This is a genomic window from Nostoc sp. CmiVER01 (assembly GCF_034531135.2).
In the GTDB taxonomy this organism is placed as follows: Bacteria; Cyanobacteriota; Cyanobacteriia; order Cyanobacteriales; family Nostocaceae; genus Nostoc.
This window is the reverse complement of the sequence record NZ_JAVRBU020000033.1, coordinates 37101-62405: the sequence shown is the minus strand read 5'-3', so window position 1 is coordinate 62405 and position 25305 is coordinate 37101. Positions and strand designations below refer to the sequence as shown.

The 25305-nt window shown below is 39.6% G+C and carries 20 protein-coding genes; 8 read left to right on the top strand and 12 right to left on the bottom strand.

Annotated features, from left to right (window positions below; translation table 11 throughout):
* Positions 1-371: 371 nt before the first annotated feature.
* The 3 genes from RMZ43_RS34545 to RMZ43_RS34535 all read right to left on the bottom strand — a co-directional run bounded on the left by RMZ43_RS34545 (position 372) and on the right by RMZ43_RS34535 (position 2886).
* A complete protein-coding gene (locus RMZ43_RS34545; protein WP_322653097.1) occupies positions 372-1337 on the bottom strand; it encodes an MvdD family ATP-grasp ribosomal peptide maturase in 966 nt (321 codons plus the stop codon).
* Positions 1338-1429: 92 nt separating this feature from the next.
* Positions 1430-2419 carry an MvdC family ATP-grasp ribosomal peptide maturase gene (locus tag RMZ43_RS34540; protein WP_322651561.1) on the bottom strand — a complete coding sequence of 330 codons (990 nt, stop codon included), beginning with the start codon at positions 2417-2419 and terminating at the stop codon, positions 1430-1432.
* A gap of 170 nt (positions 2420-2589) precedes the next feature.
* Positions 2590-2886 carry a microviridin/marinostatin family tricyclic proteinase inhibitor gene (locus tag RMZ43_RS34535; RefSeq protein WP_322651562.1) on the bottom strand — a complete coding sequence of 99 codons (297 nt, stop codon included), beginning with the start codon at positions 2884-2886 and terminating at the stop codon, positions 2590-2592.
* 549 nt (positions 2887-3435) lie between these two features.
* On the opposite strand from RMZ43_RS34535, the gene RMZ43_RS34530 reads away from it, so the two are divergent.
* Complete coding sequence (locus tag RMZ43_RS34530) at positions 3436-5688, top strand: DUF1796 family putative cysteine peptidase (RefSeq protein WP_322651563.1); 2253 nt, start codon at positions 3436-3438, stop codon at positions 5686-5688.
* 66 nt (positions 5689-5754) lie between these two features.
* On the opposite strand, the gene RMZ43_RS34525 is transcribed toward RMZ43_RS34530, so the two are convergent.
* The 5 genes from RMZ43_RS34525 to RMZ43_RS34505 all read right to left on the bottom strand — a co-directional run bounded on the left by RMZ43_RS34525 (position 5755) and on the right by RMZ43_RS34505 (position 14310).
* Positions 5755-6606: a hypothetical protein gene (locus RMZ43_RS34525; protein WP_322651564.1), complete on the bottom strand. Its 852-nt coding sequence runs from the start codon at positions 6604-6606 to the stop codon at positions 5755-5757.
* 274 nt (positions 6607-6880) lie between these two features.
* Positions 6881-8383 (bottom strand): acyl-CoA synthetase, encoded by a 1503-nt coding sequence (locus tag RMZ43_RS34520; protein WP_322653096.1) that lies wholly within the window; start codon positions 8381-8383, stop codon positions 6881-6883.
* Between the two features lie 109 nt (positions 8384-8492).
* Positions 8493-9473 (bottom strand): magnesium transporter CorA family protein, encoded by a 981-nt coding sequence (locus RMZ43_RS34515; RefSeq protein WP_322651566.1) that lies wholly within the window; start codon positions 9471-9473, stop codon positions 8493-8495.
* 304 nt (positions 9474-9777) lie between these two features.
* Entirely contained in the window at positions 9778-11838 is a 2061-nt protein-coding gene (locus RMZ43_RS34510; protein ID WP_322653095.1) for a tetratricopeptide repeat protein, read from the bottom strand.
* A 588-nt stretch (positions 11839-12426) separates the two neighbouring features.
* A complete protein-coding gene (locus RMZ43_RS34505) occupies positions 12427-14310 on the bottom strand; it encodes an aspartate kinase (RefSeq protein WP_322653094.1) in 1884 nt (627 codons plus the stop codon).
* Between the two features lie 118 nt (positions 14311-14428).
* On the opposite strand from RMZ43_RS34505, the gene RMZ43_RS34500 reads away from it, so the two are divergent.
* The 3 genes from RMZ43_RS34500 (at position 14429) to RMZ43_RS34490 (ending at position 16512) form a co-directional block, all read left to right on the top strand.
* The gene (locus tag RMZ43_RS34500) at positions 14429-14587 is read left to right on the top strand and encodes a hypothetical protein (protein WP_322653093.1); all 159 of its coding nucleotides are present in this window, start codon (positions 14429-14431) and stop codon (positions 14585-14587) included.
* Between the two features lie 356 nt (positions 14588-14943).
* Positions 14944-15426 (top strand): tetratricopeptide repeat protein, encoded by a 483-nt coding sequence (locus tag RMZ43_RS34495; RefSeq protein WP_322651570.1) that lies wholly within the window; start codon positions 14944-14946, stop codon positions 15424-15426.
* A gap of 21 nt (positions 15427-15447) precedes the next feature.
* Complete coding sequence (locus RMZ43_RS34490; protein WP_322653092.1) at positions 15448-16512, top strand: ABC transporter substrate-binding protein; 1065 nt, start codon at positions 15448-15450, stop codon at positions 16510-16512.
* 34 nt (positions 16513-16546) lie between these two features.
* Here RMZ43_RS34490 and RMZ43_RS34485 read toward each other — a convergent pair whose 3' ends face one another.
* Positions 16547-16903, bottom strand: a complete 357-nt coding sequence (locus RMZ43_RS34485) for a hypothetical protein (protein ID WP_322653091.1) — start codon at positions 16901-16903, stop codon at positions 16547-16549.
* Positions 16904-17161: 258 nt separating this feature from the next.
* Between RMZ43_RS34485 and RMZ43_RS34480 the strand changes: the two genes are divergently transcribed.
* From RMZ43_RS34480 to rtcA, 4 genes are all read left to right on the top strand, one after another.
* The gene (locus RMZ43_RS34480; protein WP_322653090.1) at positions 17162-17926 is read left to right on the top strand and encodes an ABC transporter ATP-binding protein; all 765 of its coding nucleotides are present in this window, start codon (positions 17162-17164) and stop codon (positions 17924-17926) included.
* A gap of 13 nt (positions 17927-17939) precedes the next feature.
* Positions 17940-18767, top strand: coding sequence for an ABC transporter permease (locus tag RMZ43_RS34475; protein ID WP_322653089.1), 828 nt, complete (start codon positions 17940-17942; stop codon positions 18765-18767).
* A 107-nt stretch (positions 18768-18874) separates the two neighbouring features.
* Complete coding sequence (locus tag RMZ43_RS34470; RefSeq protein ID WP_322653088.1) at positions 18875-20218, top strand: FAD-binding oxidoreductase; 1344 nt, start codon at positions 18875-18877, stop codon at positions 20216-20218.
* Positions 20219-20363: 145 nt separating this feature from the next.
* Positions 20364-21413 carry an RNA 3'-terminal phosphate cyclase gene (rtcA, locus tag RMZ43_RS34465; protein WP_322653087.1) on the top strand — a complete coding sequence of 350 codons (1050 nt, stop codon included), beginning with the start codon at positions 20364-20366 and terminating at the stop codon, positions 21411-21413.
* A 2-nt stretch (positions 21414-21415) separates the two neighbouring features.
* Here rtcA and RMZ43_RS34460 read toward each other — a convergent pair whose 3' ends face one another.
* From RMZ43_RS34460 to RMZ43_RS34450, 3 genes are all read right to left on the bottom strand, one after another.
* Positions 21416-22213 (bottom strand): Rho termination factor, encoded by a 798-nt coding sequence (locus tag RMZ43_RS34460; RefSeq protein ID WP_322653086.1) that lies wholly within the window; start codon positions 22211-22213, stop codon positions 21416-21418.
* Positions 22210-23568 carry an AAA family ATPase gene (locus RMZ43_RS34455; protein WP_322653085.1) on the bottom strand — a complete coding sequence of 453 codons (1359 nt, stop codon included), beginning with the start codon at positions 23566-23568 and terminating at the stop codon, positions 22210-22212. The genes RMZ43_RS34460 and RMZ43_RS34455 overlap by 4 nt, the downstream gene beginning before the upstream one ends.
* A 579-nt stretch (positions 23569-24147) precedes the next feature.
* On the bottom strand, positions 24148-25110 hold the full coding sequence (locus RMZ43_RS34450; RefSeq protein ID WP_322653084.1) for an aldo/keto reductase: 963 nt from the start codon (positions 25108-25110) through the stop codon (positions 24148-24150).
* Positions 25111-25305 lie beyond the last annotated feature (195 nt).

The window sequence follows — 25305 nt, the reverse complement described above, 5'->3', positions numbered from 1 at the left end:
TATAAAGGGGGGAAACAAGAAAAATCTGGTTCCCTCCCCTTTATAAGGGGAGGGTTAGGGTGGGGTAAAAAATATGTTTATAAGGGGAGGGTTAGGGTGGGGTAAAAAATATGTGATACATGAATCATTACTTTTCAAAGATCCTCTAACCCATTAGCCCCAATCCATCTTAACTTTTTTAATTTCAGTGCGTTTAAACACACTTTAGCTATTAGCCTGCAATTTATTGCAAGGCAAGAAAGTAACGCAAAACCAAGATTTTAGGAATAGGGATTTTAACACCTCATAAAATAACTAATTGCATACTTTCCACAGCGACATATTTTAATACCAATTCTCTCTAAATTTTGAATAGACAGCTTATGCCCCCTTCAATTTTGCAAAACCTGTGCGATCGCCTCAGAAATCGGTAAGCCAGGATGGCGTTCTAACCAGAAAAACTCGCCAACTGGGTTAACCTCAAGAAATACATGACGACCATCAGGAGTCAAAATAATATCGATAGCTCCGTAGTTCAAACCAAATTCTGCCATGAGTTTGAGCAGTTTCTCTTCAACATCTTCAGGCAGAGTGTATGCTTCCCAAGCGTCGAGTAAAGCAATTCCCTGTTTGCGCCAGTCGTAACGCGCCTTATCCAAAGCTTGAGAATCAACCGCAGCCGTCAGCACACGTTTGCCTACAATAATTGTCCGCAATTCCAATGCTTTAGGAATTTTTTCTTGAAATGTCATTGGGCAGAAACGTAATCCATCGAGGTTATCCAGATCCTCAGATGAAATTGGATTCGTAAACACAACTTTTTCTTGTCCCTGTTCATCGTAAATGGCGAAGGAAGAGAGCATCTTTGTAATCATTCCCTCTTTACACTCTTGGGCAAATTGCTTTACTGCCACTGAATTGTTTGTAGTCAGAGTGCGTGGCGTATCTAGACCGATCTCTCGTGCTATTCGTAATTGCAGTTGCTTATTTTCGGCTCGGCGAATATTTGGCAGAGGATCGAGATGGAAGCCGTTAATACTGGCAATCATTCCGTCAATGGTAACGCGAGATTCTTTGAGCGAGGCTTGTCTAAGTTGCTTGTCCATCGAGTCGGGAATTCTTGAACCAATTGCGATGCGGCGATACCAAACTGCTGACACTTCATTCAAATCTAATGTCTGGTCTTCAACACTTAAAGTAACTCGCTCACTTTTAGCATAGTAAACATCTAAGGTAATTTCTGTAGGAAATCGGTCTGTGTCAAAACGAAATGCTTTTCCTCCTTGGGCTTCAATTGCCTGAATAACTAAAGGAATACTTTCGTTGTCTTGGCTGTGAGTTATGATTAAAACAGTCACGTCGCTTCGCTCCGAATTAAAAATTAAAAATTAATAAGTTCCTAAATTTATAAAAGCTGTCAGTTGGTTATGAGTTTTTAAGTAAGAGCATTTTACTTAGGGCTTGTTGAAAGTAGTGCATCTGCGATCGCATCTGCGATCGGATAGTCCAAATCTCTCTCCAGCATCCCCCACTCTCCTGTAGGATTAATTTCTAAAAAAACATATTCCCCTGATGGCGTTTTGATAAAGTCAAATGCTCCAAAAATCAGCCCAAACCTTGCCATGAAAGCATCCAGGCAACGGATTAGTTTATCAGGTAATTGATATGGTTGCCAGGTAACAACCTCTTTTGTTCCCCGTCGCCAATCTTGGGTGGATGCTGCATACTCAGACGCATCCAGTGCGCCGACAAAGAGATTACCATTCACATACACTGCGCGTAGTTCAAGCTGTTTGGGGATTTGTTCTTGAAACACAACTGGACAATAGCGCAGTGTTTCAGCATCAAGTAAGTCTTCTTTTTTAACGGCGCTGGTATACATGAAAAAAGAGGAGGCTTGCATCCCATAAGAAAGAGGTCTGAGTAGCTTGGCAACCATTTTTCCTTTAACTTCCTCAAAAAACTCTCGTGTTTGTTGAGGATTGTTGGTGACGATAGTCCGAGGTATGACAAGACCAACTTCCGATGCAATTCTCAGTTGGCGTAGCTTGTTTTCAGCTGCACTGATCCGTTGTAAATCATCCACCCAGGTAGCTCCCCTCAGACTGTCCCAAAAGCCATCTAAGACTGCGAGTGATTCATTAGAGCAGACTGCTTGGAATTGTGGAGCCAATTCTTTACCTAAGTCAGGTTGCCAGATACGTCGCATCCATACTGCTTTAACTTGGTCAGTGTTTAGGGAGCGAGTGCCATATTCCAGTTTATGATTGTTCCCAGAGTTACTAAAATTCGCCTCGATTTGTACTGTCATCGGAAACTTATCAGTATCAAGGCGAAATGGCTGTGCGCCTCGTTTTGATACAGCTTCTGCAACTCTATCTATTGTAAAGTAATCACCACTATGGGTGATTAATAAAACCACATCACGGTCAACGTACATAAAATATTTTCATTAGGTTTTTGTATTGTCTCTACTGTCAACTATAAAAAAATAAACTTTTTTAATGGGAAGCCAACCCCCAAATGGAGTTGGCAAAGCTAACAGTCTTTTTCTTCTCAGAATATTTTTTAAAACTGCATCTCTGGTGTACTCAAAAGTATGCAGTTATTTTATTTTTGAATTTTTAATGCCTCTGCACTATCCTCGCTGTCTGAAGGAAACTTCAGAGTAACAAATATCTGGTCATCATCAGAGGGATGCTTTTTTGTTACTCCATCTTCTTGATCAGATGGGTACTTCCGAGTTTGGACAAGTTCATCTTTTTCCTTCTTGGTTACACCACAATTTCCCCCACCAATCCCTTCTGATTCTTGATCAGATAGGTCTTCAAAGCTTTGCCCTTCTAAAAATCTGGCAAAGAAAGGTACTGCTTGTGAATTCAGTTTTTCTGATTTGTTTTCAGACATAATTTCTCCTACGGTTAAGTAATGATACATATATACTCATATCAATAATACTACATGTGATTTCATCTATGTAATCATAAAAATTCATTTGTAATTATTTGTAATACTTGTATAAAAATAGTGACTTTATTGTTCCATTTATGGATCATTGGCGTTGCTAATTCCATGTATAAAAATGATTTTGCATAATACCAAAATTCTTGTAGAGACGTAGCAGTGCTACGTCTCTACATCCTTCAATTCAGCAACGCCATTTTTATCTTTTTTACATAAAAGGAGCGATAAAGATTTAACTTAACCTTATCCTTACTTTTATTTGTTCTTAGTTGTCTCAATACTTTTAATGCAATATATTTGATTTAATTATGTAAAAACCCGATTTAATTTTTGAAAAGCTTAACCACTGATAGCTCTGGGTAAGGTAAATCAGACAGAAAGTGTACTTAAAAAATATTAATACATAGCTCTCAGTAGTTGTGTGTGATAAAGCAGGTTTAAAGATTCAGTCTAACCGTTTGGTATTGTGCTAACTAAATCAGGATAAACTCTATGTATCGATTCCAGATCAGTGCATACACACAAACGGGTGAATCCATCGGTCTTGTTGGTTCGACTCCAGAGTTGGGAATGTGGGACATCGTGAAATGTGTCCGCCTGCGTACAAGTGGCGATCGCTATCCTTTATGGTGGACAGATGAAATTGATATTCAACAGCCTTTATCTGGCGATGAACAGATTGAATATAAGTACATACGTCTCGATGCAAAGGGTAAAGCCCAATGGGAGAGCTTACTAGATACAAATCGCTGGATTCCCATTGATCCTAACGATAATTCCAGCACAATTACTGTAGATGATGGGGCATTCGGTTATTTACAACCTTACCCCTTTGGATACATTGAGGAGCCTGCTGTCAAAATGCCCGTGGAAGAAGGGGCTGAAAGGCTCAAAATTCTAGTAATTGGCAGTTCCGTCGCATTAGGTCATAAAGCCTGGTTTTTGAAAGGTTGGGTTTGGCTGTTGGCACAAGCTTTACAGCAAAAATATGGGCATCAACTCGTGAATGTGTCGGAAGTAGGGGCGAATGTCAGCAGAACGATCGCTCGATTTGGCTCAGTTGTCACCCCAGAACAACCTGATGTCGTAATCATTGCCTTGTCTCTGGGTAACGAAGGGTTAGCTTACTGTCCCCCTCACGAACGACGAGCAGTACAACGACGGTTTGAAAGTGGCTTGCAGCAACTTGTAAAAATGACGCGCGACATCGGAGCAATTCCAATTCTGGGCGGAGTCTATCCCAATGGCGATTATTCCCAGGAACATTACTGGCTGATCCAAGATACACACAACCGAATGCTAAGTTGGGGCGTACCTATACTAAATTGGTTGGTAGCTGTGGATGATGGACAAGGACGATGGAAAGCGGGGATATCCTTCGACCCGGCTCACCCGAACACTATCGGTCATAGCTTGATGTATCAGCAGATCGACCAGCACCTCTTCGATATCGACAAAGACAAATTAGCAAAAGAAAAACAAGGCTTTCAGCAACCGAAGGAATTTCCCATTTACTTTGACAATGCGGGCTTTCATGTCTCTGTCTGTATGGAAGAGAAGCGTTTACGGATTGTTAATCTATCACAATACAGCTACACGATCGCTCCCTATTGGCAGGAACTACAAACTGCACTGCAAAGTAAGGCTGGATTGATACCGGGTATCTACATTGCAAAGGATGTTCAACCAAGGACGCTCCCCTTCTTTGTTGTAGAGAATGGCGCGATCGCAACTACAATAAACATTCCCCCTGGTACCAACCTAGAATATAGTGCTGCCTTAAATCTCTTTTCGCCGAACAACGTTTTATTCTATGACGGGCATCTGGGGATTTTGCAAGCGGACGAACGCCACCTCTGGGTAATCAACGAATCAGACAACGAGTACAATATCCAGCCAATGTGGACGGAAGTTTGCAACGCCCTTAAAGCGATGCCATCGGGTGTCTATGAAGATCCGCTTTATCCCGACGCTCCCTTTCGCACGATGATGATTGGCAAGGATGGGCTAGAAAGCCGGGTGAAAGCACCACCGAAGTCTGCGATGCTTTTCCAATACAAATGCAAATTATCAGATATCAGCCGTGTTGCCATTCTTCCCCTTGGCGATCGCTGTGCCGTCCGTATGATGCTATATAAGATGGAGTACGATGGCCCCGCCTTTCCCTTTGATCTAACGCGCACCACCAATATTGGAGATGTCGCGGATGCGATCGAAAACGGTTTTGATGATATGTGGAACCCTGCTTTTCTGCACTACAGTCCCGATGCAGGCAGAATTTACCACAGTAAATGGTCAGGTCTATCCTTTGCCCATGAAGTCGAGGAGACAGATGACCCAACGAGCGATATGTCTCCCGTCCATGAACGGATGCGCGTTCGCTACACGGCACGCTCTGAAAGGTTTTGGTACGCACTGCGGCACTGCGATAAAGTGCTTTTTGTTCGCACAGGAATTAGCGATCGCTCTGGTGTGATAGATTTAGTCAACAAGCTACAAAAACAATGCCAGGGAAAACCATTTCATCTCTTGCTTCTTTCTCCTCAAAGCGATGATAAGTTTTTAAACCTTCCCAATGTGCTGCACTACAATGTCGAGTTTAATCCCGATCGCATGTATGACGATTTGGGACACTGGATGTACTGCACAGAGGTGATGCGAGGAATTCTAGAATCCCTTGGGGTGTCTAGCAAAAACCTCTTTTGGTGTCCGCCTAAAATCCCGAGACTTAATTCAAAAGGGTGAAAAACTAGTCCCAATTATTTTTATAAATTTATGTAAAAAATATTGATGATAAACGTTAGGTTTAATTTAAAAATCTTTATCTAGAGTAAATGAAATATTTTCAAGTTCCACTAACAAGAAATTATTAATTCCAGTTGTTTCCCAGAGGCTCATAAAATCATCTCTATTTATTTTTGAGCCAACAGGTATATGTATACTTTCTTCTTCTAAAGACTTTATTGTTACTAAACTATTACCTATAACTGGAATTGCTTTTCCCATTTTGCCAATCAATATTGATATTAAAACATCTTCTATATTTAAAGGATTATAAGGTAATTGTTCTATACATTCTTGCAAATCTTTGTTATTCCAAACAAGAGATTTAGGTTTTTGATAATAAATTGATTCAGCCTTTTCCTTAGTATACTGATAAGCATCTTGATGCCAGATGCAAGTAGAACCATATTTATCAAAACCTTTTAATGGAAAACCAGGAACATGATCATTAATAAATAACTCCCATATAGCTACTTCAGAAGACCATTTATTTTGTCTTACTAATTGATCGTGAAAATGAGCCTTATTACTAGATGTTACATAATCCCAAGAGTAATTATTTTTTTTATATAATCTTGGATATTTTGCTTCAAACATACAAACTTTTACGGTATTTTTAGCACGGAACAATATAAGTGCATCACATCCAATTGTTTTTTCTAAATTACTATTTAAAATCTGAGACTGGAAACTAAACAATCCTTTTACAAGCTGACTATTGCGTAAAAATAATCTTATATAACTCATTAATGTAGATACATAATCACGCTCATCTACAATGCAACAATCATATATATCTTTTCTAAGATGTTGATCTAAAATATAAACGCCTTTAGCTATAGAACTGTAGGGATAAAAGTTAGGCTGAATAGATATCATAAATATTTTTTTAGTAAATGATTAGAATGTATTATATCTTCAATCTAAATATAAGTTATTTGACATTATGCAATGTTGTTATATTCCAAAACAATCTTAGTGACTAAGGATTTACTTAAGTTTAAGGAATTACGAGGCGAGGTTTGAAACTCCAGGTCTAACCCTCTTCGGGCACTCTGGAGTGAAACCTTAATTTTTCATTAGTTAACAATGTCGAAAATTCGTTAATTTTTCCAAAACTGATGAAAGAGGGCTAATTAGGCGTTGATGATCGCTATCCTCGAAATAATTCAACCACTGTCGGCTTAGTAACTTTCCCCATAGCGTTGCGTGGTAACTCTTCAACTATCAAAATTTGGGTTGGCACTTTATAGACTGCCAATCGCTCTTTTGCCCAACTCCTTAAAGATTCTAATGTTAAAGGTTGTGACCCTTGCAATACTAACGCCGCACAAACCCGTTCACCCCACTCTGGATCGGCAACCCCAACCACTGCACATTCCTGAATATCTGGATGCGATCGCAATACTTCTTCAATTTCCAGAGCCGAAACTTTATACCCTCCCGTTTTGATAATATCCACACTCATCCGGCCCAGAATGCGGTAGTTGCCATTCTCCACTACTGCGGTATCTCCAGTACGAAACCAGCCATCTTGGAAGGCTTTGGCGGTTGCTTGGGGGTTTTGCCAATATTCTATAAACACTCCAGGCCCTTTAACTTGGATTTCTCCTGGTGTTCCGGCTGGAACTAACTCTCCATTTTCATCTACTAATCTCACTTCAACTTCAGGTAGTGGCTTCCCGACATATCCAGCCAACCGTTCACCGTGTAAAGGATTTGATAGCGCCATACCAATTTCAGTCATGCCATATCGCTCAAGCAGAAAATGGCCGCTGATGGTTTGCCACTTTTCTAAAACTTGAACTGGTAAAGCTGCCGAGCCAGAAACCATCAAGCGCATCTTAGCACAGCCTGCTGACATACTTTTTTGGCGTTCCTTAAAGGCATCCCAAGCAGCAATGAGCTTTACATAAATTGTTGGTACTGCCATAAATAGGGTTAAGTTACCGTCACAAATTCGGTTCCAAACAGTTTCGGCATCAAACTTGCTCAACATCTGACACTCTGCGCCAGCCCATAAAGCACAAGTCAGGACGTTAACAATCCCATGAATATGATGTAATGGCAGGATATGTAAAATGCGATCGCTTGATCTCCATTCCCAAGCGGTAGTTAAGCTAGTGACTTGCGCTTGAATATTTTGATGGGTTGTAACTACACCTTTGGGTTTACCTGTTGTACCGCTAGTGTAGAGAATTAAGGCGCGTCTAGTAATATCTATCTCTGGGAGACGACCAATATTATATGGGGGCGTTTCTGAGGTGAGGATAAATCTTAAATTGTGTTCTTCGGCAAGCGATGCCTGCGGCGCTAAACTACGCAGTATATCTTCAAAATTAGGATGAGCAATAATAATCGATGCTCCAGAATTGGTAATTACATACTCTAATTCTGGGCGCGGGTGGGAAATACACAGAGGTACAGCTATACCACCAGCCCGCCAAATTCCCCATTGAGTGGCTACATACTCAAACCCAGGCGGGATGAGAAAGGCAACTCGCTGCTCCTGTAAATCTTCTGAATTATTAAGAAGACCTGTTGCTATTTGACCAGAAGTGTGCAGCAAATCTCGATAGGTAAATGCTCTATCTGTTGTAGCAATTGCTGTTTTCTCGTTGTGTTCTTCAGCACGAATAATCAATGGAATATTCACGTTTATTTACCAATTTAGGGTTGATTCAGTCTACTTACAGAAAGCATATAGCAATGTTAAACGAGATTTAAATTTTACTATTTGACCAATGTCTGTAACCTAAAAGACATTACAACCAACGTTGCTTTTTAGCATAAGCAATACTACCAATTACAATTAATGCCATCACGCATATCACAGCAGGATAAAACCAAGGTTGTTCTAATTCCGGCATATATTTGAAGTTCATGCCATAGAAACCAGATATAAAAGTAATTGGTAAAAATATGGTTGAGAGAATAGTTAGACGATTAATTCGTTCACCGGTTTTGCTAGCAATATTATCGCGTTGAATTTCCATTAATTCTGACATCCAGGCTCTCAATGCTTGATATTCTTGCCAAAGTTTATCTACGTGATGAACTAATTCTTGATTGAATAATTCCTTCACTGGTTGGGTTATCCATTGGAAATCTTCGTAATCCATAATAGCCATCAGTGACTTGATGCTTTGAAAATTACGGCGTCCTGAACGAGTCGATTGCCTCATCGTGGCAATTTTTTGGTATGTTAATTCATCACCAGAATTATCTAAAACTTCATCTTCTAAATCATCAAGCTTTCTAGAAATATAGTCAAATACAGTATGGTAATTATTCAAAGTCTCTTTAAAAATAAGATAAAAAACATAGTCAATTCCTAACGTTTCAATATCTTTAGTTCGTTTTTGTAGATTATTAGCTAAAATACTTAAAGCTTTTAATTCAGTGATTTCAAAGGTAATAATAAAATTATTCCCCAGCACAATATTGCCACGAGCAACCTCAAACTCGTGATTTTTTATTTGAGGAGTTAATATTTCATAACTGTCAAATAAACAATCTTCTACGTCTTCATCAATTCCTACAGGGGAATGGTTGAAAACCATATTAACACGCGATGGATTAAGACCAAAGTGCTTAATAATTTTGGCTGTTCCAGTGCGATCGCGGAAGTGAATACAGCGCAACCAAATATTGCGAGAACTATCAATTTGTTTTAGTACCACATCGACATGATTACTGTTGAATAATTCCACTTTGTCTGGATGAAAAGTGATAAGAGTTAACATATAGCCATCCTAATTGAGTCGTGGAAAAACACTATGACTCATGTTGAGCGATAAGTTATTAGTCTACAAGGACACATAAAATGTCAAAGCTTAAGGTTTATTAGGGTGAATAAACATATTGCAATGCGCTTGGTGTTAGTAATATTTTACCCCAAAAGATCCCCCCAACCCCCCTTAAAAAAGGGGGAACTGAATCTAAATTCCCCTTTTTAAGGGTAGTTTACGGGGATCTAAAACGTTTTGCTACCGACTAGAGGACTTTTAAAATATCTCTTAAAATGGTGTTACTGTATTGAGTCATAGCTCAATTTTTTTCTCTTTTTCCAGATTTAGGGCGGCTAGCTTTCGCTGGTACTGAATTATTTTGCAAAATTGCAATTTCTCTTTGTGCATCTTGATAACTATCTTTTTCACCTTGCTGTTGGAATAATTTTGCAGCTTTTCTGAAATCTGCGATCGCTCCCTGTTTATTTTTCTGCTTAGTGCGAATCACGCCCCGGTTATAATAGGCTAAGGCATTGTTAGGATTAATTGCGATCGCTCGTGAATAATCTTGATTTGCAGCTTTTTTATTTCCTAGTTCGAGATAGGCATTACCACGGTTATTATAAGCTGCTAAATTATTAGAATCTAGTTTCAGCGCTTCAGTGTAATCTTCAATAGCGCCTTTATAATCTCCGAAAGAAAAGCGGTGAATACCTCTGTGGATGTAAGCAGCAGTAAATTTAGGATCAATCTGTAAAATAGCGTTGTAATCTTCAGTAGCTTCTAGGTTATCTCCCAGATCGCTGTAAACATCACCACGATTAAGATAAGCTTCGATGTATTTAGGATTGATATTAATTGCGTCTGTATAATCTTTCAAAGCTGCATATTTTTGCTTATTAATAGATTGAGTTAAAGCTCTTTGATAATAAGCTTTAGCATCGGTAGGATTAATTTTAATTACTGTATCAAAATCTTGGATTGCTTCAAGTCTTTGTCTGAGGCGACGGCGAATAATCCCTCGCTGCAAGTAGGCTTCGGTATACTGAGGCTTGAGAGCGATCGCTTTGTTAAAATCTCCAATTGCCCCTTTATTATCCTTCAGTTGAGTACGGGCTAACCCCCGGCCATAGTAAGCATAAGCATCTTTAGAATTTAATTTAATCGCTTGGGTATAGTCTGCGATCGCTTCTTTGTACTTGCCTAATTCAGACAAAGCAAATCCTCGATCAAAATAGGCATTAGCATCTTGAGGATTGAGCAAAATAGCTTGGCTAGAATCTGCTTGTGCTTGCTCGTAATCTCCTAATCGATAATAAGCATCGCCTCGCCTATTATAAGCCAGAGCGTTTTTTGGATCTAATTCAATCGCCTGATTAAAATCTTCAATTGCTCCTTCATAGTTTCCTTCATCATATTTATTGATTCCCTCTTGGTATAATGTTTGTTGGGCATTTATTAGAGGTTTTAGCAACTTCAATTGCCACGCTCCAACGCCAAGTATGATGCAGCTAACTACCCCCGTTAGAACTAATAGTAGTTTTTTCTGATGCTGTTTTTCCCGATCGCGATCAACATTTGTGAGGTTTTTCAGATCGTCTAAAACTTCAGTTGCATACTGGTAACGTTTACGATAGTCAAAACGCACCATTTTATTAATAATTCTGGCTAATTTTCTGTTAATTTTTAAATTTTTGTTCTGCCAAACTGTTTCACCCGTCAGTCGATTTTTGCGAGTTCGCAAATTAGATATATCGTTTTCAGATAAACCTAGAAGTGCTGTGATCGCAACCATACCCAAAGCATATATATCGCTATTGTATTTAAGATTGCCGTTAATTTGTTCTATCGGTATATATTCGAGATTGTTAACGGTATTAGTGATGGCTTGATTAACAGTACTAAAATCAACCAAAATTAACTTTTTATCTGATTCACGACGAATGATATTAGCTGGATTAATATCCCGATGAATCACGCCATAGCTATGTACAATTACCAAAATTTCTAATATATCTGATAAAAGACTAATTACTTGGTCTTCACTCAAAAGTTGCCCCTGGAGAATTTCGTCAGTTAAAGGATTACCGACTATAAATTCTTGGACTACATAAAATTCTTCATTTTCTTCAAAAGAAGTTATAAGCTTTTGAATTTTATCGTTTTCTTGCCCTAATTTTTCTAAAGTTGCTGCCTTGCTGTCATACAAGCGGCGTAGAATTGTTAAAGTTTGAGGACTGCTACTAGCAGAACGTAACTGCTTTACTATAAATTGGCTGCCAGCAATATTAATATCTTCAACTAAATAGGTTTTTACCTTTTCATTATCATTCAGAATTTTTAGTATTCGATAATTTCCATTTAGTAAATGACTATTCATTAATATAAATACAGTTTAATAAATTGTTTTATTATACCTTAGGTGTTTTTACTGGTGATTTTATTTAAAGAAATATTTATTAAAAAAAATAATGCCATTCTGGCAGGTAAAAGTATTAATTATTAGCTAATGTGGCATATTACTACTAATATGGTTCTTAATTAATAAAATATTAAAAACTTAATACGGTTACATATTACCAGACTTGAGTAAAATTTGTACATTAAACGACATTTGGTAAAAGAAGTGAGTAGGTAGGGGGGATATTTTAATCTTGATTTTTTAGCAATCCCCCTCATGACACAATACCGTTGAGTAGAGACGCGAAATTTCGCGTCTCTACATGCTGAAATCAATACCAAAAATCCTTAACCCAAGTGTATTGCCTCATGACACCTAATCCTTCAATGGAGTGGAAAATAGAAGTTTGAGTTATTCATAACCCCATATAGAAGATTGAAAATCAACATATTTGGGCAGAAAAAAGACGTAACTTGATGCTGTGTATCCGCCAATTGCACAGAATTCATATTGAATTCTGGCTCCTAACTCCTGAATTTTTTCTTGTTAAAAATTCCAAATTTAGTTCTACGCTGGCACGACAAATTTCTCACTACCAGCTAATCCAAAAGCAGCATGAATGACTTGCAAAGCTTTAACACCTTGCTCTTGTGCCACGACACAGCTAATTTTTATTTCTGAGGTGGCAATCATTTGAATATTAATTTGGTATTCGGCTAGTGCTTCAAACATTTTGGCGGCTATACCTGGTTGTCCCACCATACCTGCACCTACAATACTCACTTTAGCGATCGCACTATCTAAAACAACTTCACCCCATCCTAATTCTGCTGCTACTTGGGTAAGCATTTTTTTTGCACTTTCCCCGTCTATCCGCGAGACTGTAAAAGCAATATCTCGTCTGGGGACACCATCAATCACTCGACAACGCTGAGATTGGATAATCATATCAACGCTGATATTATGCTGCGCTAATAATCCAAACAGCTTCGCCGCCATCCCCGGCCGATCTGGTAATTGACGAATAGCAAGACGCGCTTGGTTCAAATCGAGAGCTACACCACGAACGGGAGAAGTGGGGAGTGGGGAGTGGGGAGTGGGGAGTGGTGAGGATAAAAAAATTAATTTATCTTCCCCTGCTCCCTCTACCTCCCCTGCTTCCCCTGCTCCCCCTGCTCCCTGCCCCCCTGCCTCTATCTCAAAGGCGCTGCGGAGTGCGTTGACGGCGCGATCGCATTCGGTTGCATTGACTACGCAGCTTACTTTCACTTCGCTGGTGGAAATCATCTGGATGTTCACGCCTGCTTCAGCTAAGGTGGCGAACATCTTTGCAGCTACACCAGGGCGCCCAATCATTCCTGCGCCTGCGATACTGACTTTGGCAATGTTATGTTCTACCATTACCTCGGCTTCGTCAGATTTGGGGTTAGATTGACTCCTCAGTGCTGGGGCGATCGCTGCTGCTACTGCTTCTGCCCGTTTTAATATTGGTGTAGTAACAGTAAAGGCAATGTCATTACTGTTACCTTCATGAACTGACTGAATAATTAAATCTACATCTACTTTTTGCCGAGAAATTTCGCCAAATAACCTAGCTGCTACGCCTGGTTTATCAGGTACGCGCAACAAAGCTACCTTTGCTTGGTTTGTGTCAAATTCTACAGCATCCACTGGCAGGGCAATTTCTAGATTGATTAGCGATCGCCCTTGGGGTTTGGCTGATGTTACCCAAGTACCGGGAGCATCCGTCCAGCTAGACCTAACTACTAAGGGGACGCCATAGTTACGAGCGATTTCCACAGCGCGGGGATGTAGCACTTTTGCCCCTAAGCTAGCTAGTTCCAACATTTCATCGCAGGTGATGTCATCCATCAACTGGGCTTCGGCAACTAAGCGGGGGTCTGTAGTTAAAATCCCAGGAACGTCTGTATAAATTTCACAAAAATTGGCTTGTAATGCGGCTGCGATCGCCACCGCCGATGTGTCAGAACCACCACGCCCCAAAGTTGTAATTTCCATTTCTCCGGCGTTGGATGTGCCTTGAAAGCCTGCTACTACAACTACTTTACCTGCATTTATGTGGCGAGTTAGGCGAGTAGTTTCAATATGTAAAATCCGAGCGCGGCTGTGTTCGGCTTCAGTAACAATTCCTACCTGAGCGCCAGTCATGGAAATTGCTGGTTGTCCGAGTTCCTGCAAAGCCATACTAAGTAAGGCGATGGTAACTTGTTCTCCAGTGGAAAGCAGCATATCCATTTCCCGGCGGTTAGGATTTGAAGAAATTTCATTAGCTAGTTTGACGAGTCCATCGGTGGTTTTGCCCATTGCCGAAACCACTACGATAAGCGAGTTTCCAGCTTTAACAGTTTTGTAAACGCGTTGTGCAACAGCTTGAATACGTTCGACTGAACCGACAGATGTACCACCGTATTTCTGAACTATGAGCGCCATAACTTTTATACAATCAATTGTGTCTGTTTTGCTCAATGCCTCCGCCGCGTTAGGAAGGCTTGAAGATATTAATAGATATTTAGTTTACTAAAAATTGTGTAGCATACCCAATCATAAGTTGATTGTTCAAAGTTTATTGGGATTAGCGATCGCAGCCAAATCATCGGTTACACCACCAATTAGTGGCAAAAACACCTACAAAACAGATCGTGTCACCAATTTGGGAAACATCCTACCAGTTTCTTCCAGAATGAGTGCCAATCACATTGCAATTTAGAAATTTTAAATGGTTACTTGGTGTACTAGGTATTTTCAACTGTCCCTAGTAATCTATCCCATTAGTTATGAGAGGTAAAAAAGTTCGTAGTCAAGATTTTAGTGCTAGATTCTGAAGCACTGAAGTGCTTACTACAAACTCATCAAATTTAATGCGATAGACCACTAGTTAGTTTTTATTTTGATGATTCTAGATGTCGAGTGTGGTATTAGTCGTATACTGAACACAATAAATCACACAGAAAATTCATAATTAGCAATAAATTAGCGCAATTTTAAAGATGACTTTAAAAATCATTTAATAGATATATTTTGTGAGAAAGTTAATACAAACGTATATTCACTGATTTCAAATTCATGGATTCTTTACCTATCAATTCCTTACTTGAAGAGTTGAAAAACCCCGATGCCACAGTCCGCGAAAAAGCAACCAGAAAAATCTGGCGGATTTGGTTTCAGCAAAAGGGAATTTATGGGCTGGAAATAATCGATCGCAGTCAAAAGTTACTCGATGCAGGTGAAATTACTGAAGCCGAAACAGCACTGACAGCACTAATCAAAGACCAGCCAGATTTTGCAGAAGCTTGGAATCGCAGAGCTTTTCTGTATTACAGTATTGGAGATTATCAAAAATCTTTAGCAGATTGTCAGATGGTTATACAGATAAATCCGATACATTTTGGGGCACTTCACGGTATGGGTTTGTGTTATGCAGCACTAGGAGAGTATGGTGAAGCTATCAAAGCTTTTAAAGCTGCTTTAGAAATTCAGCCCTATTCGCTGGTGAATCAAAAGTTGATTCTAGAATGTACATTTAGATTCAGTTACAACGGCAAATAGAAGAGAATATCATCCTGTTTTATGAATCCGTCATCATCCTCATCAACAGCAGTTCATCGCCTTAGTCGCCGCAATTTTATTCAATGCGGTTCTATCTGGATTAGTAGTAGTTTTATTGCTGGTTGTACTAACAGCAACCAACCATCAACTAGCAATTCTCAGTTGAATAAAGTTACATTTGGCACAAACTGGATAGCACAAGCAGAACACGGAGGATTTTACCAGGCGATCGCCACTGGTATTTATAAAGACTATGGTTTAGATGTCACCATCAAAATGGGTGGCCCCCAGGTTCCCAGTGGTACTCAATTGTTGATGGGGGATGCGGTAGATTTCTTCATGGGTTATGGCATAGATGCCGTGAATGCCATAGCACAAGGTATTCCCAAAATCACAGTCGCAGCAATTTTCCAGAAAGACCCCTGGTGTCTTATTGCACATCCCAACCCAGCAATTAAAACTCTTGCAGACCTCAAAGGCAAACCAATTTATGTCTCTGCTTCTGCTAATATTACTTATTGGCCTTTACTTGAAGCAAAGTATGGTTTTACCGAAGATCAAAAACGCCCTTACAACTTTAATCCGGCTCCTTTTTTGATTGACAAAAACTCAGCCCAGCAAGGTTATATTACGTCTGAACCCTTTGCTATTGAGAAGCAGGGCGGTTTTCAGCCAGTGGTATTTTTATTAGCAGATTATGGTTATCAACCTTATGCAACTACTATTGAAACCAAAAAAGAACTAGTAGAAAAAAAGCCTGAATTAGTGCAGCGATTTGTTGATGCCTCAATTAAAGGTTGGTATAGCTACCTAGAAAACCCCCAACCAGGGAATCAGTTAATTAAAAAAGATAATCCAGAAATGACGGATGAGCAACTTGTCTATAGCATCCAAAAGCTAAAACAATATGGGATTATCCTTTCTGATGCCGCAGAAAAACAAGGGATTGGCGCGATGAGTGACGCAAAGTGGAAATCACTCTTTGACAGCATGGTTAATACTAAAATTTCTAAATCCAACGTTAACTACAAAGAAGCATACACCTTGCAATTTGTGAATAAAGGGGTAGGCTATTACAATAAGTAAGCCGCTTGCTATTCTCCAGATTTTTAGCTATTTCTCAAAGTGGAGTATCCAATTCAGTTTCAACATCTGAGTTGATTTCCACTTCAACACTCTCAACAGCTTGGCGTAATGCTAAAAAAGCCTCCTTTAAGGGTTGACTAACTGCACTATCGGGTTCTGCAAGCACAAGCTTTTGATATTCCTCCACAAACTGCATTCGTAAGCGATGAAACAAGTGCAAAAAATGCCGTAAAAAACCAAGACAATCAAGTACTACAATCTCTATACCCCCTGTCTTTTTATAGAGATTAGCAGCATAGTCTTCTACATCTTTATCTATAGTTTCAGTAGTTATAAATATTTTTTGACAAGAGCGGTAGAAGCCAGTCAAGATGACTATATTTTCCTCCATACCAACCGAATGCTATCAGTTTACTCATAATTTTGTTATTTTTTGTAACCCTTTACTTTAACACTAAGTTGTTCAGTTCAACTCAAATAGATACCATTTAAATTTACATTAGCAGTATTTTGAAGTAATATTTAGTTAACATCGACTCGAAGAAATCTTATTAATACTTTCAACGGCTTTGACTTTTAACTGATAATTATATTAACCATTAAAAATATTTTCCATATTGTTTCATACAGTCAAATTTGAATCTACAGAATGAATAACAATCCCGTTATCACACTCAATCAAATTAGTAAGGTCTACACTAATGGTACTGTTGCCCTGCACGACCTAAATTTAACAATTCCAGAGTCGCAATTTGTCAGTTTAGTTGGCCCCTCCGGGTGCGGTAAAAGTACAGTTTTGCGCCTGATTGCCGGATTGGGGCGCACGAATTCTGGTAGTATTGACTGGGGTATAACTCAGCAAGCAAGAAAACTGGCTTTTGTTTTTCAAGATGCCGCACTCATGCCTTGGGCTAACGTTAGAGAGAATATACGCCTACCGCTAAAGTTAGCGAGAATATCTAAAAAAGATAGCCAAAAATTGGTACACGAGACATTAGAACTGGTAGGATTAAAAGGTTTTGAAGAAAACTATCCCCGCCAGTTATCAGGTGGGATGAAAATGCGGGTATCAATTGCTAGAGCATTAGTTACTCAGCCAAATGTTTTATTAATGGATGAACCATTTGGCGCATTAGATGAAATTACTCGTAGCAAACTCAATGGTGATTTACTAAATTTGTGGCTTCAACAACGCTGGACGGTGGTTTTTGTTACTCACAATATTTACGAAGCAGTGTACTTATCAAATCGCGTGCTAGTTATGGGGATAAGTCCCGGAAGGATTGTAGCTGATGTAGAAATTGATGTCCCTTACCCCCGTAACGATGACTTTCGCACATCATTGCTGTACAACCAATATTGCCGTGAAATTTCTCAACATCTAGCTAAAGCTATGAGCTTTGCGCCAATTTAAAATTTTTAAGTATATGTTATTCATCCGTCGTAGCCAATCACAAAAAACATCGAGCAAGTTTCTTTCTGCTGAGGTTTTGGCACCGATAGGAGTTGGCATTATAGCATTGTTTTTATGGGATATATTTGTGCGGATAACACATCTACCTCCTTATATTCTCCCTAGCCCTTTATTAGTATTTAAAACTTTAATTACTGATTGGAACGAGCTTTTTCCATCACTATTAATTACACTGCAAATCACAGTTGTTGCTTTTATTGCTGCGACTATTTCTGGTTTAGTAATGGCGATTTTTTTCACCCAAAGTAAATGGATTGAACGCAGTTTATTTCCCTATGCAGTAATTTTACAAACAACTCCGATAGTTGCGATCGCACCTCTAATAATCCTCTGGTTAAAAAATAACACTTTCGCCGCCTTAGTTGTTTGTGCCTGGATAGTCGCCTTTTTCCCCATCGTATCCAACACTACACTAGGACTCAACAGCGTTGACCGGAACTTGCTCAACCTATTTCAACTTTACAAAGCTTCTCGCTGGCAAACTCTGCTGTATCTCCGTTTACCTAGCGCCATGCCCTATTTCTTAGGTGGTTTAAAAATTAGCGGTGGTTTAGCATTAATTGGCGCAGTGGTTGCCGAATTTGTTGCTGGTACTGGTGGGGCAAAATCTGGCATTGCTTACCGGATTTTAATTTCCAGCTACAACTTACAAATTCCTCGGATGTTTGCAGCATTATTTCTCACAACTGGGTTGGGTGTATTAATTTTTGTCAGCTTGAGTACCTTATCTGACTTTATATTAAGTAAGTGGCATGAAAGTGCAGTCAAACAAGAAAACTAGGATTTTAAAACGCAAAGGAACGCAAAGGTTTACGCAGAGGAACGCAGAGGAATTAATTCTCTGAGAACCTTTGAGCTTCCCTCTGCGTTAAAAAAAGGATATAAGCTATGACGACATTGAATGCCCTAATTAATGCTCTAGAAGGCATAGAAACCATCACCGACTCCGCCCAAGTCGCCAAATTATCCCAGGATTATCACAGCTTTAGCCCAGTACTTGTGCCGAAACTAGAAGGAAAAGTTGGGGATATTGTAGTGCGTCCCGTCAATGAAGCAGAGGTTTTAAAAGTTGCCGCCGCCTGCGCGAAACACCGTGTGCCCGTAACAGTGCGGGGTGCGGGAACTGGGAATTATGGGCAATGCGTACCGTTGCATGGTGGCGTAATTTTAGATATGACGCGGATGCAAGAGATTCTTTGGGTAAAGCCGGGCGTAGCGCGGGTAGAAGCCGGGGTGAAGTTGGCGGCTATAGATAAAAAAACCAGAGAAATCGGCTGGGAAATCCGCATGGCCCCCTCCACATACCGCACAGCAACAATTGGCGGATTTATTGCTGGGGGGAGTGGGGGCATTGGTTCGATACAATATGGATTATTAAGCGATCGCGGTAATATCCTAGCACTGCGAGTGGTAACTGTAGAAGATGAACCCCGTGCGATCGAATTACGCGGTGACGATGTGCAAAAGGTGAATCATGCTTGGGGAATTAATGGCATTATCACCGAAGTCGAAATCCCCTTGGGGCCAGCTTATCCTTGGGCAGAAGTGATTGTCACCTTTGACGACTTTATGAAAGCAGCAAAGTTTGGTCAAGCTGTTGGCAATGCTGATGGCATGATTAAGAAGTTGATTTCTGTATTTGCATCCCCAATTTCCCAATACTTTCATGCCCTACAAGAGTACATTCCTGAAGAAACTCACTCAGTATCTTTGATAATTGCCGAATCGAGTTTGGAATTCTTACCAGGTTTGGTGCAGCAATATGGCGGCAAAATTACTTATGAAAAACCAGCCGAGGAAGCGGGGAAAGGTATACATTTAGGAGAATTTAGCTGGAACCACACTACCTTACATGCCCGGAGTGTAGATACTGGTGTTACCTATTTACAAAGTATGTTTCCTCGTGACCGCAGTTTGCAACTAGTACAGCAGATGTATCATCATTTCGGCGATGAGGTAATGATGCATTTGGAATTTTTTCGCGTGAACGGTGCGGTAGTTCCTGGTGCATTGCAACTTGTGCGCTACACCACCGAAGAACGTCTTAATGAGATTATCTGCTATCACGAAGAACACGGTGTGAGTATTGCCAATCCCCACACGTATATTATTGAAGACGGCGGCAGAAAAGTTGTTGATCCTGAGCAGTTAAAATTTAAGGAAATAGTTGATCCATATCGGTTGATGAATCCTGGTAAAAGCAAAGTTATTCAATTGCAAATTCAAAATTAGCAATCTATAAAAAACACATATCAGAATTTTTTCTGTATATTTGTGTAACTTGTATTCAAAAAACTAGTTGTAAGACGTTTATAATTTGTGGTTTGATTTTAAGAGCCGTGGGGATAACCCAAAATCCACCATTCCAAAATCGCCCATGATTGAAATTGACGGTTCCTACGGAGAGGGAGGCGGACAAGTTCTTCGCACTTCCTTAAGTCTAGCGGCCATCACTGGCGAACCCATACGAATTTCAGGCATTCGCGCTGGACGCAAAAAACCAGGATTAGCAGCACAACACTTAACAGCAGTTCGGGCTGCGGCGAGAATTTGTAATGCCCAACTACAAGGTGATGCTTTGGGTTCAATGCTGCTGGAATTCATCCCAGGTAGTGCTGTGCAAGCTGGAACTTATACCTTTGATGTTAGTAAAGCACAAGTTGGTGGTTCTGCGGGTGCGATCGCTCTAGTTTTACAGACAATTCTTTTACCTTTGGCACTAGCATCTGGCAATTCTCAAGTAACACTAAAGGGTGGAACTCATGTAAACTTTAGCCCGACAGTGACGTACATTGAGCAAGTTTATTTGCCGATATTGCAACGCATGGGTGTACAAGCCCAAGTCAAGTTAGGCGCTTGGGGGTGGTTTCCCAAAGGTGGCGGAGAGGTACAGTTGCAGATAGATGGCGGTGGTAAACTCAACGGGATTAACTTGCTAGAACGGGGAAATTTACAACAGGTGCGAGGGCTAGCAGTGGTAACAGAATTGCCTTCGCATATTCCCCAACGGATGGCGAATCGTGCCGAGAATTTGTTAAGGGAAGCACATTTGAAAGTTGCTGTACACGCTTTGCGAGAAAGAGGTATAGCACCTGGAGCAGGTATTTTTTTAACTGCCCAGTATCAGAACAGCTTGACTGGCTTTGGTGGATTTGGGCGATTACGGTTATCGGCGGAAACAGTTGCAGAAATTGCTTGTCAGCAACTGCTTGAGTTTCATCATACTGGCGCAGCAGTGGATGAACACTTAGCAGACCAGTTATTATTGCCAGCTGCTTTAGCTTTACAAGAAAGTCATTACCGGGTGGCTGAGGTAAGTAGACATTTGACGACGAATGCAGCCGTAATTGAACAATTTGGGTTGGCGCAGATTAGGGTAAGTGAAGCTGAGAAAATCGTGTCGGTAATCCCTATAATTGGTGAGTAAGATTAAAGACTGAACACTTTCTTAAGAGTCTTTATTTTTGTGGTATCAATGCCACATTCAAGTTTAGAGATAGGATTTAAGCTTTTCCACTTGCCTTTACTAGCACTGAATATAATATCAGATGATTTTTCTATATCAATAGCTTCAAAGCCATCTATTTGAGATTTTGATAAATAACTCAAACGAATAAACACTTCATCTCTTGATGCAGATTTAATACTCACAACTTCTGGTGGGGATAACTGTGGTAAAGCTTGTAATGGTGAGAGAAAAAATACTTTTGCAAGAGCATCCAACTTTTTGCCTTTAGTAATTCCACACTTCAAGGTAAGAATTGGGTTAAAATTAGACCAAGTTTTGCGATTAGACTCTGCAATTCGTTTTGTGGTAACAATAGGATCTACACCCCTTAAAGCACTACTTGGTTCTGATATTAAGTATTTGAGTGCAGCTAAAATAGTATCCTGTGATGCTGTATTCAAATTTACTTTAGGTAAAACTTCTCTAGCTAAAATTTGTGCCTGCTCAATACTTTGAGATTCTGGTGAGATAACTATGCACCAGACTCGCTCTAACTTAGCTTCTTGAGCAACTGCATATACAAAATGATTACTAACAACTTGATATTGATAGTCCCCAATTTCTTTAACAATAACAGGAATCCAATTTCGCCCATCAACTTGTAAAACGGTTTCTGCTGCTGCTTTGATGATAAATTCAGATTCGGAAAACTTCTCTCCAGGTTTAAGATCAGTTAACTTCAGATGCATTAGTTTGCCAATATTATCAAAATCACTCATACAATAAAATACTCCTTAGCTAGTTCGAGATAATATTTTGCAGCTGTAGAATCCTTAAAGGCTGCTGGAATTCGAGCGAAGGCTGCACCTGCTACAATTGCATAACTTGGCAAACTAAATATTGTTGTATCTTTGGCAGCTGTTCCATATTTAGGGTAAAAATAAGGAAGCAAATTAAACTTCGATGCTTTGATCTCTTTGGTAATAATAGCTTCAATCTCCTGATTGGCTATTTTAAGCTGAGGAAGAGTGATAGTTTCACCATTAAAAAATATAGGTAAAGCAATTGGCCCACCATCTCGTCTAGCTGCCTTAACTTTTGGTACTAACTCTTTAATTACTTTAGCTGCATTATCTAGGGATGCTAAATTATTGTGCTTTGTAGGTATCAAAACAGCATCACAGGCGTAAAGACTACTTTGACTAAAAAACATCCAGTTTGTCGGACAGTCTATAAATATATAATCATATTCATATATAAAAGCTTTCAGAGCATCTTTTAACCTAGCAGACCCCTTTTCAATTCTTGTAGCTAAATCTTGCTCTGTAAAACCTCCCAGCTTTGGATCTGCCGGAATAACGTCAAATTGTAATGATTTACTAGATTTAAATTTAACTGTAAATGGTTGAACTGTATCGTGAATGTTTAAATCTCTGTCGGATAGACAATCATATAAACTGATTTTTCCTACCTGTAAACCAAGAGATTTAGTTAAATCTCCTTGTTGTGGATCAAAATCAATTACTAAAACTCGCTTTCCTTGTTGTGCAAGAGTGGCTGCTAAATTAACAGTTGTTGTAGTTTTGCCCACACCTCCTTTGTTGTTGTAAACACAAACAGTTAAAGCTTTGGGCGGATTGTCAATTAAATATTTAACATGGGAGACAATAGCATTAATATTATCTTTTTTAATTAAAATACTGGGAGTGGCAGGAAATACAACTTTTCCATGTCGCCGTAATAATTGAATATGAACTGAATTAGTAATAATGCCCCAGTGAGATGTATTGCACTTAGAATCAAGTAGATATTTTTTTATTTGCTCTTTAGTGTGTATATATTGAGGAGTTCCTTCTGATAAATTAATCTTGGCTCCTGCTCCTGTTGCTCGTGCTTTGACTTCAATCAGTAAGTAGGGATTCATTTTAGACGATATAAAAATATCAGTATCAGCATTCTTACGCGCAGCAAAATCTACTGCTCCAGTCCCCGTCTTAAATTGTGGAAAAAGCTCTTGCTGATTAAATCCAAGTGCGTTTATTAAAGGTCTTGCAAAGACATCACTGATGTATGCCTCATTACTCTCATCAGGCAAAATGTTGTCTAAAATTTGGTTCCACTCTGTAAGTAGCATTACTTAATAAGCAAACGGGAACAATGACAAAACCGTTTGTTTGATTAATTGAATCAAATTTGCTACTTAATCGACCTCAGTATTTTTAACTAATTGAATTGATTACTATATTCAAGCTTTTCCCTAAAAGCGATCGCACTTACAGCACTAACACTTTGCCTATATAGCCAACGAAAAATTACCTGTGGGGTATATGGCTAGATAGAAATTTGCCTCATTTCTACTTTTGGAAATGAGGCAAAGGTGTTTTATTTAAGCGGAGACAGAAAACTTTTGATAGTTTATTTAAGAGGATTTGCAATCAAACTTGTAACCTGTATGTGTTGTAACAATTAGCAACCATCCAATTTACAAGGCAATGCAAATGTAGTTGAGACTGAGTTCAGTTGTCTCTGATACTTGCTCTTTAATTAATTATGGAATAGAGCGTTTGAATTTACCTCTATCAAAGGCATATATGTAGGTTAAGTCAGTTTGCGATCGCAAATACAAGAAATTAGGTATTGGGTATTGAGCAGAAATATGTTTGTTGTTGGCTGTACTAATTAGGTGTAGCACTCTTGTACCTATAAAAAACCATTAGGCTGACATCAATTGCTGAAGACGCTGTGGTTCCTCTCCTAGCCAATCTGGATTTTGAGCAGTGCTATCGAAAATTGATGAGGTTTTGAAAGGCTCAAACTTACCGCATGATGCCGCTTCTGCTGTTTTTGCTAAAAGCGATCGCACCTGCTGGTCATTCATTGGCTGGAACGTCCGCACTGCTTCAAAAGTTTGCTCTAGAATCTCCATGTTGTCAATTCCGGTAATCACAACTGATGTGGGCAGATTCAAAGCATAGTGTAAACATTCAATTGGCGTTACAGTATTTGACCTTAAAATAATACCGTTTCCCAAGCTTTTCATTCCCAGAACGCCAATGTTTTGTTTAACCAGTTCTGGCACAACCAGCTTTTCAAAGCTCCGGTAGTGGGCATCCATTACATTGAGCGGCATCTGCGCCGTATCAAATTTAAACCCGTTAGCAGCTGCAACTTCCAGCATGTGCAGATGAACATAGGGGTCTTTGTGCCCAGTAAAACCAATATATCGGAGTTTGCCAGCTTCTCGTGCTTCAATCAAGGCAGCATTCGCACCTTCTTCATCGAAAACTCGATGTGGGTCTTCGTGCCGAAGGATTTCGTGGTGCTGAACGAGATCGATGCAATCAACTTGCAGGCGTTGGAGTGATTCGTCTAGCTGTTTTGCGGCTGCTTTTTTAGAGCGACCATCGATTTTTGTCATCAAGAACACTTTATCTCGATAGCCATCACGCAGCGCCTTTCCCATGCGAATCTCGCTGACTCCACCGTTGTAATCCCAACTGTTATCCATAAAGGTAATGCCACGCTCAATGGCTGTTCTAACAATTCGGATACCCAGTTCCTCATCAACGTGCTTTAAGGCGATATGCCAACCACCCAATCCAATGGCGGAAACTTTTTCTCTTGTACTGCCGAGAACTCGATATAGCATTTCTGAATTTGACGTAGTTTCTGCCATCTATTCTCCAAGTCTTTCAACTATTACTTAAATACATATAGATATGTGCTAATTAAAACACAAAGATAAGTTGACAATATCTTGCTGAAGATACACTTTTCAACACGATCAAGAAATTATAGAAGAAGTCAAAATGCCGATGGTAATTTGGAATGTATGAGATAGACACCAATGCACGGCAATGCGCCCCTACGA

What these genes read in the sequence shown, in the direction of transcription:
- RMZ43_RS34540 (WP_322651561.1), bottom strand. Translation starts at nt 2,419, where the DNA reads ATGTACGTTGACCGTGATGTGGTTTTATTAATCACCCATAGTGGTGAT.
- RMZ43_RS34535 (WP_322651562.1), bottom strand. Translation starts at nt 2,886, where the DNA reads ATGTCTGAAAACAAATCAGAAAAACTGAATTCACAAGCAGTACCTTTC.
- RMZ43_RS34530 (WP_322651563.1), top strand. Translation starts at nt 3,436, where the DNA reads ATGTATCGATTCCAGATCAGTGCATACACACAAACGGGTGAATCCATC.
- RMZ43_RS34525 (WP_322651564.1), bottom strand. Translation starts at nt 6,606, where the DNA reads ATGATATCTATTCAGCCTAACTTTTATCCCTACAGTTCTATAGCTAAA.
- RMZ43_RS34515 (WP_322651566.1), bottom strand. Translation starts at nt 9,473, where the DNA reads ATGTTAACTCTTATCACTTTTCATCCAGACAAAGTGGAATTATTCAAC.
- RMZ43_RS34510 (WP_322653095.1), bottom strand. Translation starts at nt 11,838, where the DNA reads ATGAATAGTCATTTACTAAATGGAAATTATCGAATACTAAAAATTCTG.
- RMZ43_RS34505 (WP_322653094.1), bottom strand. Translation starts at nt 14,310, where the DNA reads ATGGCGCTCATAGTTCAGAAATACGGTGGTACATCTGTCGGTTCAGTC.
- RMZ43_RS34495 (WP_322651570.1), top strand. Translation starts at nt 14,944, where the DNA reads ATGGATTCTTTACCTATCAATTCCTTACTTGAAGAGTTGAAAAACCCC.
- RMZ43_RS34490 (WP_322653092.1), top strand. Translation starts at nt 15,448, where the DNA reads ATGAATCCGTCATCATCCTCATCAACAGCAGTTCATCGCCTTAGTCGC.
- RMZ43_RS34485 (WP_322653091.1), bottom strand. Translation starts at nt 16,903, where the DNA reads ATGGAGGAAAATATAGTCATCTTGACTGGCTTCTACCGCTCTTGTCAA.
- RMZ43_RS34480 (WP_322653090.1), top strand. Translation starts at nt 17,162, where the DNA reads ATGAATAACAATCCCGTTATCACACTCAATCAAATTAGTAAGGTCTAC.
- RMZ43_RS34475 (WP_322653089.1), top strand. Translation starts at nt 17,940, where the DNA reads ATGTTATTCATCCGTCGTAGCCAATCACAAAAAACATCGAGCAAGTTT.
- RMZ43_RS34470 (WP_322653088.1), top strand. Translation starts at nt 18,875, where the DNA reads ATGACGACATTGAATGCCCTAATTAATGCTCTAGAAGGCATAGAAACC.
- rtcA (WP_322653087.1), top strand. Translation starts at nt 20,364, where the DNA reads ATGATTGAAATTGACGGTTCCTACGGAGAGGGAGGCGGACAAGTTCTT.
- RMZ43_RS34460 (WP_322653086.1), bottom strand. Translation starts at nt 22,213, where the DNA reads ATGAGTGATTTTGATAATATTGGCAAACTAATGCATCTGAAGTTAACT.
- RMZ43_RS34455 (WP_322653085.1), bottom strand. Translation starts at nt 23,568, where the DNA reads ATGCTACTTACAGAGTGGAACCAAATTTTAGACAACATTTTGCCTGAT.
- RMZ43_RS34450 (WP_322653084.1), bottom strand. Translation starts at nt 25,110, where the DNA reads ATGGCAGAAACTACGTCAAATTCAGAAATGCTATATCGAGTTCTCGGC.